This window comes from Streptomyces sp. NPDC052773 (assembly GCF_044547145.1).
Lineage (GTDB): Bacteria > Actinomycetota > Actinomycetes > Streptomycetales > Streptomycetaceae > Streptomyces.
The window spans coordinates 104,030-117,422 of the sequence record NZ_JBITZX010000012.1 but is presented as its reverse complement, the minus strand read 5'-3'; the positions used below and the strand labels follow the sequence as shown (position 1 = coordinate 117,422).

General features: G+C 72.8%; 12 protein-coding genes. 6 read left to right on the top strand and 6 right to left on the bottom strand.

The annotated features are described in order from the left end of the window. Window positions 1–61: 61 nt before the first annotated feature. On the bottom strand, window positions 62–1,501 hold the full coding sequence (locus tag ACIG0D_RS25185) for an APC family permease (protein WP_399805287.1): 1,440 nt from the start codon (window positions 1,499–1,501) through the stop codon (window positions 62–64). A gap of 380 nt (window positions 1,502–1,881) precedes the next feature. On the opposite strand from ACIG0D_RS25185, the gene ACIG0D_RS25180 reads away from it, so the two are divergent. Both ACIG0D_RS25180 and ACIG0D_RS25175 read left to right on the top strand, forming a co-directional pair. Further along, window positions 1,882–2,490 carry a TetR/AcrR family transcriptional regulator gene (locus ACIG0D_RS25180; protein WP_399804937.1) on the top strand — a complete coding sequence of 203 codons (609 nt, stop codon included), beginning with the start codon at window positions 1,882–1,884 and terminating at the stop codon, window positions 2,488–2,490. A gap of 196 nt (window positions 2,491–2,686) precedes the next feature. Continuing rightward, entirely contained in the window at window positions 2,687–4,072 is a 1,386-nt protein-coding gene (locus tag ACIG0D_RS25175) for a cation:proton antiporter (RefSeq protein ID WP_399804934.1), read from the top strand. Here ACIG0D_RS25175 and ACIG0D_RS25170 read toward each other — a convergent pair. The 5 genes from ACIG0D_RS25170 to ACIG0D_RS25150 form a co-directional block, all read right to left on the bottom strand. Continuing rightward, window positions 3,990–5,363, bottom strand: coding sequence for an FAD-dependent oxidoreductase (locus ACIG0D_RS25170; RefSeq protein WP_399805284.1), 1,374 nt, complete (start codon window positions 5,361–5,363; stop codon window positions 3,990–3,992). The genes ACIG0D_RS25175 and ACIG0D_RS25170 overlap by 83 nt on opposite strands. Before the next feature lie 139 nt (window positions 5,364–5,502). Then, window positions 5,503–5,910 carry a peptide-methionine (R)-S-oxide reductase MsrB gene (msrB, locus tag ACIG0D_RS25165; protein ID WP_399804931.1) on the bottom strand — a complete coding sequence of 136 codons (408 nt, stop codon included), beginning with the start codon at window positions 5,908–5,910 and terminating at the stop codon, window positions 5,503–5,505. A 13-nt stretch (window positions 5,911–5,923) separates the two neighbouring features. After that, window positions 5,924–7,321, bottom strand: a complete 1,398-nt coding sequence (gene murC, locus ACIG0D_RS25160; protein ID WP_399804928.1) for a UDP-N-acetylmuramate--L-alanine ligase — start codon at window positions 7,319–7,321, stop codon at window positions 5,924–5,926. Between the two features lie 109 nt (window positions 7,322–7,430). Further along, a complete protein-coding gene (locus ACIG0D_RS25155) occupies window positions 7,431–7,904 on the bottom strand; it encodes an indole-3-glycerol phosphate synthase (protein WP_399804925.1) in 474 nt (157 codons plus the stop codon). Window positions 7,905–8,080: 176 nt separating this feature from the next. Further along, window positions 8,081–8,848, bottom strand: coding sequence for a pyrimidine reductase family protein (locus ACIG0D_RS25150; RefSeq protein WP_399804922.1), 768 nt, complete (start codon window positions 8,846–8,848; stop codon window positions 8,081–8,083). Window positions 8,849–9,388: 540 nt separating this feature from the next. Here ACIG0D_RS25150 and zapE point away from each other — a divergent pair. The 4 genes from zapE to ACIG0D_RS25130 all read left to right on the top strand — a co-directional run bounded on the left by zapE (window position 9,389) and on the right by ACIG0D_RS25130 (window position 13,260). Then, complete coding sequence (gene zapE / locus ACIG0D_RS25145; RefSeq protein ID WP_399804919.1) at window positions 9,389–10,516, top strand: cell division protein ZapE; 1,128 nt, start codon at window positions 9,389–9,391, stop codon at window positions 10,514–10,516. A 231-nt stretch (window positions 10,517–10,747) separates the two neighbouring features. Further along, window positions 10,748–11,122 carry a hypothetical protein gene (locus ACIG0D_RS25140; protein ID WP_399804916.1) on the top strand — a complete coding sequence of 125 codons (375 nt, stop codon included), beginning with the start codon at window positions 10,748–10,750 and terminating at the stop codon, window positions 11,120–11,122. An 81-nt stretch (window positions 11,123–11,203) separates the two neighbouring features. Continuing rightward, entirely contained in the window at window positions 11,204–11,785 is a 582-nt protein-coding gene (locus ACIG0D_RS25135) for a carbonic anhydrase (RefSeq protein ID WP_399804914.1), read from the top strand. Between the two features lie 8 nt (window positions 11,786–11,793). Further along, complete coding sequence (locus ACIG0D_RS25130; protein ID WP_399804912.1) at window positions 11,794–13,260, top strand: SulP family inorganic anion transporter; 1,467 nt, start codon at window positions 11,794–11,796, stop codon at window positions 13,258–13,260. Window positions 13,261–13,393 lie beyond the last annotated feature (133 nt).

Here is a 13,393-nt window from a genome sequence, read left to right as displayed (position 1 = left end):
CGGGCTCCTTGTCGTGCGGGAGGGGGACGGTGGGTGGTGGATGGATCGGGGGGCGTGCGGGTCAGGTGGCGGGCCGCGCGGAGTCGGGCTCCTCGGCATCGGCGTCCGGCTCGGCGGCGAACCGCTCGTAGACCTCCGGTCGGTGCCGGCGCAGGCGGCGGGCGAGCAGGAGGCCGGTGGCGAAGACGGCGGGGACGAGGACGACGAGCACGGCGTTGACCGTCGCGGACGCGCCGGTGAACCGGTCGAGGTGGGCGACGACCAGGACGAGGGCCGCCGTGAGCAGCACCGCGGCGACGACGGGCACCACCACGGTCCGCAGGGCGCCCTCGCTGTGGCGGATCCGCCGGAAGTACAGCGGCACGGCGAGCGCGGCCAGCAGTTGCAGCGCCATCAGGCCGAGCATGCCGGGGGTGTTCACCCACAGCAGCAACTGCGCGTACGGGTCGGCTCCGGCGACGGCGAAGGCGAGGACGACGACGGCGCCGAGGGCGGTCTGGGCGAGGCCCGCGACGTACGGCGAACCGTGGCGCGGGTGGACCCGGGCCAGCGCCTTGGGGAGGATCCCCTCCTCGGCGAGGGCGAGGCCGTAGCGGTTGATGGCGTTGTGGAAGGCGAGCAGGGAGGCCAGGACGCTGGTGACGATGAGGATGTGCATGAGGTCGGCCGCCCAGCCGCCGACGTAGAAGGTGATGGCGGTGAAGAACAGCTCGGCGGGGTCCTCGCCGGCCGCCGCGACGACCTCCGCGTCGCCGAAGGCCTGGATCGCGATCCACACCACGAAGGCGTAGAAGAGGCCGAGGAAGCCGACGGCCGCGTAGGTGGCGCGGGGCACGGTGCGCCCCGGGTCGCGGGCCTCGCGGCGGTAGATCACGGTCGACTCGAAGCCGGTGAACGCGGCGAACGCGAAGGCCAGCACCACGGCGAGACCGGGCACGAAGACGTTGCCGGGCGTGAACGAGGTGAGGGACAGCCCGTGCGCCCCGCCCTTGAGCAGCACCCCGGCGGCGAGCAGGACGAGGATGCCGGTCTCGGCGACGAGCAGCACACCGAGGACCTTGGCGCCGAAGTCGATGGACCGGTAGCCGCCGTATCCGATGAGCAGCAGGCCCGCGAGCGAGACGGGCAGCCACGGGATGTCGGCGCCGGTCAGGGCGTGCACGGTGTCCTGGGTGGCGGTGCCGAGGAGGCCGTAGACGCCGATCTCCATGCCGTTGTAGCCGATGAGGGCGAGCAGGGCGGCGCCCATGCCGGCGCCGCGGCCGAGGCCGCGGGTGATGTACGCGTAGAACGCGCCGCCGCTGCGGACATGGCGGCTCATGGCGGTGAAGCCGACGGCGAAGACGGCGAGGGTGAGGCCGGCGAGCAGATACCCGACGGGAGCGCCGATGCCGCCGAGCAGGATGGCGAGCGGGGCGACTCCGGCCATGACGGTGAGCGGGGCCGCGGCGGAGACGACGAAGAAGGCGATGTCGGCGGTGCCGAGCGTGCCGGCGCGCAGGGCGGGGCCGGAGACGGCGGCGCCCTCGCCGGAGACGGCAGCGCCCTCGCCGGAGACGGCAGCGCCCTCGCCTGAGACGGCGGCGCCCTCGCCGGAGCCGGAGCCGGGCCGGGAGGCGGAGCCGGAGCCGGGCCGGGAGGCGGAGCCGGGCCGGGGGTCCGAGCCGGGCCGGGGACCGGAGCCGGGCCGGTGACCGGGACCGGGGCCTGGGTTGGTGCTGGAGCTGGAGACGGGCACGGGCGAAGCCCTTCTGACTGCGTGAGGGACGAGTGGGGACGGGCGTGCGGGGTGTCCGGCGCCGTAAACCTAAAGGCTTTCGGTTTCCGCAATGTAACCTCACCTTCAGACAGCCGGGAAGACCTCGAAAAGGACCACGCCTCATGGGACGGCCGCGCACACCCCTGCTCGACCGGGAGCGCATCACCACCACCGCACTGGAACTCGTCGACAGCCAGGGCGAGTTCAGCGTTCCGCAGATCGCCCGCCGGCTCGGTGTGCAGACCGGCTCGGTGTATCACCATGTGGACGGCCGGGACGGCATCGTCGAACTGCTGCGCGAGCGGGTGGCGGAGGCCATCGACGCCACGACCCTGGACCTGCGCCCCTGGGACCGCGCGCTGGCCGCCTGGGCGCGCTCCTACCGGGCCGCGTTCGCCGCCCACCCGCGCGCCATCCCGATGCTGATGACCTCGCCGGTGCGCGCGCCCCGCGTCCTCGCGCAGTACGAGCGGGCCGTCGACCTCCTCCTCGACGCGGGCTTCCCGCTGCCCGACGTCATGCCCGTCCTCACCGCCCTGGAGAACGTGGTCCTGGGCTCGGCCCTGGACCTCGCCGCCCCCGAGACCATGTGGGAGATCGCCGACACCGCCGCGACCCCACGCCTCGCCGAGGCCCTGGCCGCCGTCGCCGGCCACCGCGCGGACCGGGCGTTCGACATCGCTCTGGAGGGCTTCCTCGGGGACGCGCGGCGCAGGCTGGCGGACGCCTGACCGGGCGCCGCCCGGGCGCTTCGGTGCGCCCTGCCGTCCCAGGACGGAATCCAGGCCGGTGGCCGGTGCCGTTCCCGCCCGTCGGCGCCCCCGCGGAAGCAAGCTGCGCCGAACCTGCGCCCCCGCGTGCCCTCAGTGCCCTCGGAACCGCCGCCCGGCGGGTTCACCGTGTCGTCCCGGCGGCAAGCATCGCCGCATGACTGCTGATCAGACGACGTCCCTTCTCGCGGGACTCGCCGTACTGGTGCTCCTGGCACGGCTGCTCGGCGCGCTGGCGCGGCGCCTGGGTCAGCCCGCGGTGATCGGGGAGGTGCTAGCCGGCATCGCCCTGGGGCCGACCCTGTTCGACGGGGCGGTCTCCGACGCCGTCTTCCCCGACTCCGTACGGCCCCTGCTGAGCGCGCTCGCCGCGGTCGGCATCGCCGTCTTCATGTTCGTCATCGGCCTGGAGTGGGACGCCGGCCGGATCCGCGGGATCGGCAGCCTCGCCGCCAGCGTTTCGGTCAGCTCGATCCTGCTGCCGTTCGGTCTCGGCACCCTCCTGGCCCTCTACCTCCTGCGCGACCACGCCGCCACCGACCGTACGGCGTTCATGCTGTTCATGGGCATCGCCATGTCGATCACGGCGTTCCCGGTGCTGGCCCGGATCCTCACCGACCGCGACATGGCCCGCAGCCCACTCGGCGTGGTGGCGCTGGCCTGCGCCTCCATCGACGACGTACTCGCCTGGACGCTGCTGGCCGCCGTGGTCGCCCTCGGCGGCCCGACCGGCCCGGAGCAGTGGCGCATCCTGCTCGCCGCCCCCTACCTGCTGGGCATGTTCTTCGTCGTACGCCCGCTGCTGCGCCGTCTCGCGGCCCGCACCACCGCCGTCTCGCTCACCCCGGGCGTGCTCGCCTGCGTCCTCGCGGGACTGCTGCTGTCCGCCGCCACGACCGAGTGGCTGGGCCTGCACTACATCTTCGGCGCCTTCCTCTTCGGCGTGGTCCTCCCCCGCACCGGCACGGAACGGCTGCGCGCCGACGTCCACGACCGCCTCGGACAGCTGAGCGGCACCCTGCTGCTGCCGGTGTTCTTTCTGGTCGCCGGCCTCCAGGTCGACCTCTCCGGCCTCGACGCCGGCGGACTCGGCGACCTCGCCCTGATCCTCGCGGTGGCCATCGGCGGCAAGTTCGCGGGCGCGTTCACCGCCGCCCGCCTCAACCGCATGCCGCTGCGCGAGTCCGCAGCCCTCGCCACCCTGATGAACACCCGGGGCCTGACCGAGCTGATCGTCCTGAACGTCGGCCTCCACCTCGGCATCCTCAGCCAGGGCCTCTACTCGCTCATGGTCGTCATGGCCGTGGTCACGACAGCGATGGCCGGCCCCCTCCTGAACCGGCTCCTGGGCCGCCCCGGCAGCACCGACTCTCCTGACAACCCCGACGGCCCCGGTACCCGGGCCACCCCGGCGGCGGAGCGCACGACGGACCCCGCCGTCCAGCGCTCCGCCACAGCGCTCAGGCCTCCGGTGTCACCGGAGGCTCCGTCAGCGCGGGCCGCGGCGCGTCGAAGAGGACCGCGCGGGCCACGGGGGGCGTGAACAGGGCGGTGACGGGCGCGGAGAGGGTCAGTACGGCGCGGAAGGCGCGGCCCACGACGGGGTCGTTCGGGTAGCGCTCCTGGACGCGCCGCAGGTACCACTCGGCGGCGCGGTCCGCGGGCCGGCCCTCGACCGCGGTGCCGGTGGCGCCGGGCATCTTGCGGTCCGCTCCGGCGGAGATGTCCCAGGCCTGCCGGGAGGCCGCGAGGACGGCCCGCTGGACGCGCAGCGTGGTGGGGGTGCGGCGCGGGTCGGCCAGCGCGTCGCGCAGGGCGACCGCGCTCATCGCGGCGACGGCCATGCCCTGCCCGTAGATCGGGTTGAAGGTGCACAGGGCGTCACCGGTGGCGAGGAATCCGGCCGGGCGGCGGCCGGGCAGGTCGTAGCGGCGGCGGACGTTGGCGGTGCGCCGGTAGCCGAACGCCGGGGAGAGCGGCTCGGCCTCGTCCAGCCAGCGGTGCAGCAGCGGATGCGGCAGCCGCTTGGCGTACGTCACGAACTCGTCGTCGTCCGTGGGCGGTTCGTCGCCGCGCAGCCCCGAGACGATGACCAGGTGGGTGCCGTCCTCCAGCGGCAGCGCACCGCCGCCGTGGACCTGGGCGGGGCTGGGGTAGACGTAGTAGCCGGCGGTGTCGCCGCCGAGGACGCCGTCCTTGCCGCGGTAGACGCGGGAGGCGTACGCCAGCCCCGTGTCGATGGTCTCCTCGCGCGGGGCCTCGGCGCCGATCGCGGTGAGCCACTGCGGGGCCTTGGTCCCGCTGCCGGAGGCGTCGACGACCAGGTCGGCCTCCAGGGTCCGCTGCTCGCCGCGGGCGCCGCCGGAGCGGTCCCGCAGCAGCAGGCCCCGCACGCGCGAGGCGTCACCGGCGAGTCCGACGGCGTCGGTGCCCTCCACCACCCCGATCACCGGGTTGGCGAGCACCCGCCGCCGCAGCAGCTCCTCCAGCTGGGCGCGGGAGCCGGTGTAGATGTGTGTGGTCGAGGGCATGCGGCGGAACCAGCGCTCGTCCTGCCTCAGCACCAGGTCCGACGGCAGTCCCACCCGTGGCGCCCCCGCCGCCCGCAGCTCCGCGAGGAAGCCCGGCAGCAGCGACTCCAGCGCCGTCTGCCCGCCCTCCAGCAGCACATGCGGATGCCGGCCCTGCGCCACACCGGGCCGCGACTGCGGCCCGTCCGGGAACCGGTCCCGCTCGATAATCGTCACCCGGTCCGCGTGCCCGGCGAGCACATGCGCCGCGAGCAGTCCCGCGAGGCTCCCTCCGACGACGACCGCGTGCCGCCCGCCCCGGATGCCGTCCTCGCTCCAACGGCCTTTGTCTCCAGCAGAGTTCACCGATCCGCTCCCCGGTCACCTCGTCGTGAGAGGTCACCAGTATTCCGGTCCGCGGGGCGGGCCGAGGGCGTTTCGGGTCGGTTCGGGCGGCGTCCCCTCACGCCTCGTCGGTGTGGAGCCGCAGCGCGACCGAGTTGATGCAGTACCGCTGGTCCGTCGGCGTCGGATACCCCTCACCCTCGAACACGTGCCCGAGGTGTGATCCACAGCGGGCGCACCGCACCTCGGTGCGCACCATGCCGTGGGAGCGGTCCTCCACCAGCTCCACGGCGTCGGTGTCCTTGGGGTCGTAGAAGGACGGCCAGCCGCAGTGGGACTCGAACTTGGTGTCGGAGGTGAACAGCTCGGCGCCGCAGGCACGGCAGGAGTAGACGCCCTTGGTCTTGGTGTCGGTGTACTCACCGGTGAACGCGGGCTCGGTGGCGGCCTGGCGCAGCACCGCGTACTCGGCCGGGGACAGCTCCGCGCGCCACTGCTCGTCCGGCTTCTCGACGTCGTACGGCATGTGCTTCAGCCCCTTACTTCGACTGGCTCGACAGACGGTCCAGGATGCGCGGGCCGAGGTCGGTGACGTCGCCCGCGCCCATGGTGAGAACGAGATCGCCGGGGCGGGCCATTCCCGCGACCGCGTCCGGTACCTCGGCCTTGTCGTGCACGGCCGTCACCTCGGCGCCCGCCGCGCGGGCAGCGTCGATGATCAGCTCGCTGGTGACCCCGGGGATCGGGTCCTCGCGGGCCGGGTAGATGTCGAGGACGACGGACGCGTCCGCGAGCGCCAGGGACTCGCCCATCTCCTTGCCCAGCTCCTGGGTGCGGGAGAACAGGTGCGGCTGGAAGACGACGAGGATGCGGGCGTCGCCGGCCGCCCCGCGCATCGCCTCCAGGTCGGCGGTCATCTCGGTCGGGTGGTGGGCGTAGGAGTCGATCACCTGGACGCCGGCGGCCTCGCCCTTGAGCTGGAGGCGGCGCTTGACGCCGGTGTACGCGGCCAGCGCCGGCGCCAGCTCGGCCGCCGGGATGCCCAGCGCCACGCCCGCCGCGAGGGCGGCGACCGCGTTGTGGGCGTAGTGGCGGCCGGGGACGGAGACCGTGAAGGTGAGCGACGCGCCGTCCAGCTCGACGGTCACCTCGCTCTTCAGGCCCTGCGGGACGACGGAGCGGATCCGGACGTCGGCGTCGGCCGACTCACCGTACGTGACGGTCCTCACCGTGCCGTCGAGCCGGCGGGTCAGTTCGCGCGCGCCCTCGTGGTCCGCGGAGATGACCAGGGTGCCGCCGGGGACGATCTTGCCGACGAAGGTCTCGAAGGACTCGTGGATCTCGTCCATCGAGGCGTAGTTCGCGTGGTGGTCCAGCTCGACGTTGAGGACGATGGCGACCTCGGGGGCGTACTTGTGGAAGCTGCGGTCGCTCTCGTCGGCCTCGGCGACGAAGATCTCGCCGTCGCCGTGGTGCGCGTTGGAGCCGGGCGCGTCCAGGTCGCCGCCGATGGCGTACGACGGGTTCAGCCCCAGCGCGGAGAGGGAGACGGCGAGCATCGACGTCGTGGTCGTCTTGCCGTGGGTGCCCGCGACCGCGATCGGGCGCAGGCCCTCCATCAGCGCGGCGAGGGCGTCGGAGCGGTGCACGACGGGGATGCCCAGCTCGGCCGCGCGGGCCAGCTCGGGGTTGTCGGCGCGGATCGCCGAGGAGACGACCACGCAGCTCGCGTCGTCGGCGAGGTGCTCGGCGGCGTGTCCGATGTGCACCGTGGCGCCCAGCGCGCGCAGCGCCTCGGCGGTCGCCGAGTCCTTGGCGTCACTGCCCGCGACCTTGGCGCCGCGCTGCGCGAGGATCTTGGCGATGCCCGACATTCCGGCGCCGCCGATGCCGATGAAGTGCGGTCGGTCCATGGCGGTAGGAAGGCCGGGTGCCATGCGTTCTTCTCCCCAGATGCGGTACGTCGAGACGCGGTGCTCGGCGTCTCGGTGTGCGGTACGTCGGTGGGCGCCCCGGCCGCGGCCGGCCGGGGTGCGCCGCCCAAGCCTATGCCTTGCTGTGGGAGAACAGTTTGAGCACCGGCACCCCGACCCGGTGCCGGGCCCGCGACGCCCAGTCGCGGTGGAAGAACTCCTCCACGTAGTGCGGGTCGGTCAGGACGATCACCTCGTCCGCCCCGACCTCCGCGACCAGGGACTTCAGCGCGTCCAGCGGATGGTCCTCGATGAGCCGTCCGTCGGCTGCGCTGCCGGCCGCGCGCAGCGCTCTCAGCGACACGTCGAGCGCCTGCTCCCCGGCGCTTCTGGCCTCCTCGCCCTCGGGCGTCTCCCCTTCGCGCACGGCCTCCTCCACGGCGCCGAGGGCGAGGTCGTCGATGGCGCGCAGCAGGCGGTCGGCCTGCTCGCCGCGCGGCTGGAGCAGCACGTGGAAGCGGACCGGCTCGTCGCCGTGCAAGGTGGTGACAAACTCCACGTCGGCGGACGTCAGGGCCTTCTCGATCATCAAAACGCTTGTGAACACCAGGCGCCCCCTTCTGCTTCGAGGGCTGTGACGCCCTCTGTCCTCCGTGGGCCCCAGGCCCTGCGGAAACCATCCTGCCCCGTGAGCGCACGGGTACTGCGAGTCCTAGTCTGCCCATCGGAAGCAAAACGGAACGGCACATTCCATCGAAACGGAATGGCAGATTCCATATGAACTCATGACCGACGGTAACGGGAGAAGAGGAACCCGGCCTCCTCCAGCAGGGACACCAGCTCGAACTGCCGCGGCGTCGCCACGCCCGGCCCCCCGGCGATCCGCTGGGCGTCCCCCGCGGTGAGCATCGGCGAGACCGTCAGACACAGCTCGTCGAGCACCCCGGCCGCGATCAGCTGCCCGAGCAGCCGCGGGCCTCCCTCGGTCAGCAGGCGCGTGTGGCCGCGCTCGGCGAGCGCCCGTACGACCCGGGCGGGCTCCACGCCGACCCCGTCACCGGCGATGACCACCTGGGCCCCGGCCTTCTCGGCGGCGGCGATCCGCGCCGGGTCCGCCGCCGCGCCGGTCAGCACCAGCGTGGGCACGAGGGGCGAGGTGAACAGCGGAAGCGAGAAGTCGAGCTCCAGGCTCGCGGAGACCACCGCGATGGCGGGGGCCGGCCCCTGCCCGGCCGCCTCCCGCAGCGCGGCGAACTCCGCCCGCGCCCGCGCGGGCCGGTACCCCTCCTGGCGAACCGTTTCAGCACCGACCACGACCACATCGGCCAGCGCCCGCAGGGTGCCGAAGATCCGCATGTCCGTCGCGTTGGAGATCGGCTGGGACCGCCCCTCGTGCTGGGCGGCCCCGTCCAGCGTGGACACCATGTTGGCCCGCAGCCAGGCCGCCGGCTCACCCGGCCCCGGCTCGGGATAGGCATAGGCCTCGGCCAGCTCGGCGAGACTCCACTCACGATCATCGGCCTCGGCGGCCGCAGGGAACAGGCGTCGCATGCGGAGCAGTGTTCCACGCGAGAGCGATACCGAACGTGCCGAGCGACGAAGCCGCGCCCCTCGGGGGCTCGGCGTCGGTATCGGTACGCGACTCCGCGGCTTCCCCGGCTGCGCGGCTCCGCGGCTCCCCAGCTCCGCGCCTCCTCGGCTTCCCTGGCTTCCCTGGCTTCCCGGCTTCCCGGCTTCCCGGCTTCCCGGCTTCCCGGCTTCCCGGCTTCCCGGCCACGAGGGTCCCCGACTCCGTGCTCCCCCCGACTCCCCGGCTCCCCGACTTCCCGGCGATGAGGCCCACGGCGCGAGCGAAGCCGAGCGTGGAGGAGGGCGGCCGACCGCGACGCCGCCGCACCCGCGAGACGACCGGACCGGCGTCCCGTAGGCACTGCCCCGCGGGCACCTACTAGCCGCCCTCGTGGGCACCTCCTCGCCCACCCCCGCAGGCACCGCCGCCACCACGCCCCTGGCCGCACCCACAGGCCCCCCGCGGCCACCCCCATAGCCACCCCCATAGCCACCCGCCCACAGGCCCTAGCATGGGTAACCGTGTCCTCCACCCCCGCCCCCGCCAACCGCCGCCCCCCGATAACCGACGCGGCCACCCCCCTCTCCCTCTGCGCCCGTGAGCCCCGCGTCCCCGCGGAGCGCCTGGTCGCGGAGATGGTCCCGCCACCGCGTTTCGACTCGGTCCGCTTCAGCACGTACATCCCGGACCCGAACCAGCCGAGCCAGACCGAGGCCGTCCAGGTCCTCGAGTCCTTCGCGGCGGGCCTGGGCGGTGCGCACGCCTCCGGCAAGGGCGCTCCCAAGCGCGGCCTCTTCGGCTTCGGCAGGGCCAAGGCCCCGAAGGCCCCGGCAGGGCCCCGCGGGGTCTACCTCGACGGTGGCTACGGCGTCGGCAAGACCCATCTGCTCGCCTCCCTGTGGCACGCCACCCCGGCCGCACCCGAGTACAAGGCCTTCGGCACTTTCGTGGAGCTGACCAACCTGGTCGGCGCCCTCGGCTTCCAGCAGACCGTGCAGACCCTGTCCGGACACCGGCTGCTGTGCATCGACGAGTTCGAGCTGGACGACCCGGGCGACACGGTCCTGGTGTCGACGTTGCTGGGCAAGCTGGTCGACGCCGGCGTCGCGCTCGCCGCGACCTCGAACACGCTGCCCGGCAAGCTCGGCGAGGGCCGCTTCGCGGCGGCCGACTTCCTGCGCGAGATCCAGGGCCTGTCCGCGCACTTCCGCACCCTGCGCATCGACGGAGAGGACTACCGCCACCGCGGCCTGCCCGAGGCCCCGGCCCCGTACTCGGACGAGCAGGTGACCAAGGCGGCGTACGCCACCGAGGGCGCCTCCCTCGACGACTTCCCGCATCTGCTGGACCACCTGGCCCGGGTCCACCCGAGCCGCTACGGCGCCCTCACGGACGGGCTCAAGGCGGTGTGCCTCACGGGCGTACGGCCGGTTCCCGACCAGTCGACCGCGCTGCGGCTCGTCGTCCTCGCGGACCGGCTCTACGACCGCGAGGTCCCGGTCCTGGCCTCCGGGCTGCCCTTCGACCGGCTGTTCAGCGAGGAGATGCTGAAGGGCGGTTACCGCAAGAAGTACTTCCGGGCGATCTCGCGGCTGACCGCGCTCGCCCGCGACGCCAAGCGACTGGTGGAGCCGACCGCGACCGACTGACCCCGAGGGCCCATTACCGGATCACCGCAGCCAAGATCAAGATCTGGTTTCGGACAGTCAACCCACTCTTTTTGGGCTCTCTTCCGCTCGAAACGTTGAGTTAACCCTGCAAACAACTTTGCAGGGTTAACGTGTTTCTTGACCAACCGTTGACCAACCGTTGGTCCGGACTAGAAGGCATGGGCGTTTCGAGGGAGGGCAGTCATGTTCAGAGGTGCGACGGCACGGACCGTGTTAGCGGTTCTCGCCGCCGTCCTGCTGACCTTCCCCTGCCTCGCCGCCACGGCGTCGTTCGCACACGCGTACACAACACGTGACTTCGTGGCCACGGCCCAGACCGGAACCATCCCCTCCATCACGGCGCGGAGCCACGAGGAGTACACCTCCCTCCACTCGGCTCCCTCCTGCGGTGACCCGAACGGCCACCTGCACTTCCGCGACCGCACCCGCACGGTCGTGCCCGCGCCCGACGCGGCCGGACGGCCGCTGCCCGCCCGAGGGGAGCCGGGAACCGGCCTCGTCGCGCCCCCGCCCGGTGCCGCTTACGACCGCGAGAGACCGTCGTCAGCCCATTCACAGGCCGCACTTCAGGTCTTCCGCTGCTGAGCACACAGCAGTCCCCCACCTCTGTTGCTCTGTCATGCTCGCCCGACGCGCCCCACGCGCGCCAGGAGGAATCACCACATCATGCAGCCCCTCATCGACAACGCCCGAAAGTTCGGACAGCGATCTGAGGAGTTCGCCGGCCTCGCCGCGGGCCAGTCCCCGGAGGTCCTGTTCATCACCTGTTCCGACTCCCGGGTCGTCCCGGCACTGATCACGGGCGCCCGCCCCGGCCAGCTCTTCGAACTGCGCACCGCGGGCAACGTCGTTCCCCCCTACGCCTCCGCCACCCCCACGGGCGAGGCGGCCACCATCGAGTACGCCGTGGAAGTCCTCGGCGTGAAGGACATCGTGGTCTGCGGGCACTCGCACTGCGGCGCCGTCGGCGCGGTGGTGCGCGGCGACGACCTGGACGCCGTACCGGCCGTGCGGGACTGGCTGGCACACGCCGCGGACCACCCCAAGTGCTCCGATCCGAGCGACCCGACGGTCGCCGAGGCCGTACAGAACCACGTCCTGACGCAGCTTCAGCGGCTGCGCTCCTACCCGTGCATCGAGAAGCGGCTCGCGGAGGACCGGATCCGCCTGCGCGGCTGGTACTACGAGGTGCACACGGGTGCGGTGCGCGAACACCGCGCGGAGACCGACTCGTTCGAGACTCTGTGAGGCCCGCCATGTCCGCCATATCCAAATTCCCCCACTTGCGGCAGGACTTCCTCGCCTCCATCGTCGTCTTCCTGGTCGCCGTGCCGCTGTGCGTCGGCGTCGCGGTCGCCTCCGGCGTTCCGGCCGAAATCGGTCTTGTCACCGGCATCGTGGGCGGTTTGGTGACCGGGCTCATGCCCGGCAGCAGCCTCCAGGTGTCGGGGCCGGCCGCCGGTCTGACCGTGATCGTCTTCGAGGCCGTCAGCGAATTCGGGGTCGGCACGCTCGGTGTCATCGTGCTGGTCGCCGGCCTGCTCCAGCTCGCCATGGGCTTCCTCAAGATCGGCCGCTGGTTCCGGGCGATCTCCGTCTCCGTCGTCGAGGGCATGCTCTGCGGCATCGGCCTGGTGATCATCGCCGGCCAGATCTACGCGGCGGCCGGCCTGAAGGCGCCGGAGACCGGCATAGGCAAGATTTTCGGCCTGCCCGGAGCGTTCGCCGACGCGTTCCGGAGCACCGAGGCCCTGGCCTCCCTCGCCATCGGCGCGGGCACCATCGCCGTCGTCGTGCTGTGGAAGAAGCTGCCGAAGCAGGTGCAGTCCGTGCCGGGCGCCCTCGCGGCGGTGGTCCTGGCGACGGTCGTCTCGCTCGTCTTCTCCCTGCCGGTCGCCACGGTCGAGGTGGAGGGCCTGCTCGGCGTCATCCAGCCGCCCGGGTCCGAGGCCTTCGGCGAACTGGCCAGCCCGGCCATCTGGGGCACGATCGTCGCGTTCGCGCTGATCGCCTCGGCGGAGAGCCTGTTCAGCGCGGCGGCCGTGGACCGGCTGCACGACGGTCCGCGCACCCAGTACGACAAGGAGATGATCGCCCAGGGCACCGGCAACACGGTGTGCGGTCTGCTCGGCGCGCTGCCGATGACCGCGGTGATCGTGCGCAGCTCCGCCAACGTCAGCGCGGGTGCGAAGACCAAGGCGTCGCGGGTGCTGCACGGCGTGTGGCTGCTGCTGTTCGCCGCCGCGCTGCCCTCCGCCCTGGCGCTCATCCCGATCCCCACCCTCGCGGGCATCCTGGTGCACGCGGGCTGGAAGCTGATCCCGTTCCGCCAGATCGCGGGGCTGTGGCGGGGTCACAAGGGTGAGGCGCTGATCCTCGTCGTGACCGCGGTGTCGATCGTCACCGTGAACATGTTCGAGGGCGTCCTGATCGGCCTCGCCCTGTCGGTCGTCAAGACCGCCTGGGAGGCCTCACACGTCAAGCTGGAGGTCGTCGACAAGGGCGCCGGCCCCGTCCAGGCGTATCTGTCGGGCAACGCGACGTTCCTCAGGCTGCCGAAGATCCTCGACAGCCTGGAGTCCCTGCCCCAGGACCGCCCGGTCGAGCTGGACCTGTCGGGTCTGCACCACCTCGACCACGCCTGCCGTACGGCACTGGAGAACTGGGCCGAGCGCCACAGCGCGACCGGCATCGAACCGGTGAAGCTGACCATGGCCGCCTGACCCGGCGACCCACTCCCCCGGCGGGCCCCCGACCCGCCGGCGCACTCCCACCCGGGGGGGGGGGGGGGGGGGGGGGGGGGGGGCGCGCGGGGGGCCCCCCGCGGGGGGGGGGGGGGGGGGCGGGGGCGCGCCC

What these genes read in the sequence shown, in the direction of transcription:
- ACIG0D_RS25180 (WP_399804937.1), top strand. Translation starts at nt 1,882, where the DNA reads ATGGGACGGCCGCGCACACCCCTGCTCGACCGGGAGCGCATCACCACC.
- ACIG0D_RS25175 (WP_399804934.1), top strand. Translation starts at nt 2,687, where the DNA reads ATGACTGCTGATCAGACGACGTCCCTTCTCGCGGGACTCGCCGTACTG.
- msrB (WP_399804931.1), bottom strand. Translation starts at nt 5,910, where the DNA reads ATGCCGTACGACGTCGAGAAGCCGGACGAGCAGTGGCGCGCGGAGCTG.
- murC (WP_399804928.1), bottom strand. Translation starts at nt 7,321, where the DNA reads ATGGCACCCGGCCTTCCTACCGCCATGGACCGACCGCACTTCATCGGC.
- ACIG0D_RS25150 (WP_399804922.1), bottom strand. Translation starts at nt 8,848, where the DNA reads ATGCGACGCCTGTTCCCTGCGGCCGCCGAGGCCGATGATCGTGAGTGG.
- ACIG0D_RS25135 (WP_399804914.1), top strand. Translation starts at nt 11,204, where the DNA reads ATGCAGCCCCTCATCGACAACGCCCGAAAGTTCGGACAGCGATCTGAG.
- ACIG0D_RS25130 (WP_399804912.1), top strand. Translation starts at nt 11,794, where the DNA reads ATGTCCGCCATATCCAAATTCCCCCACTTGCGGCAGGACTTCCTCGCC.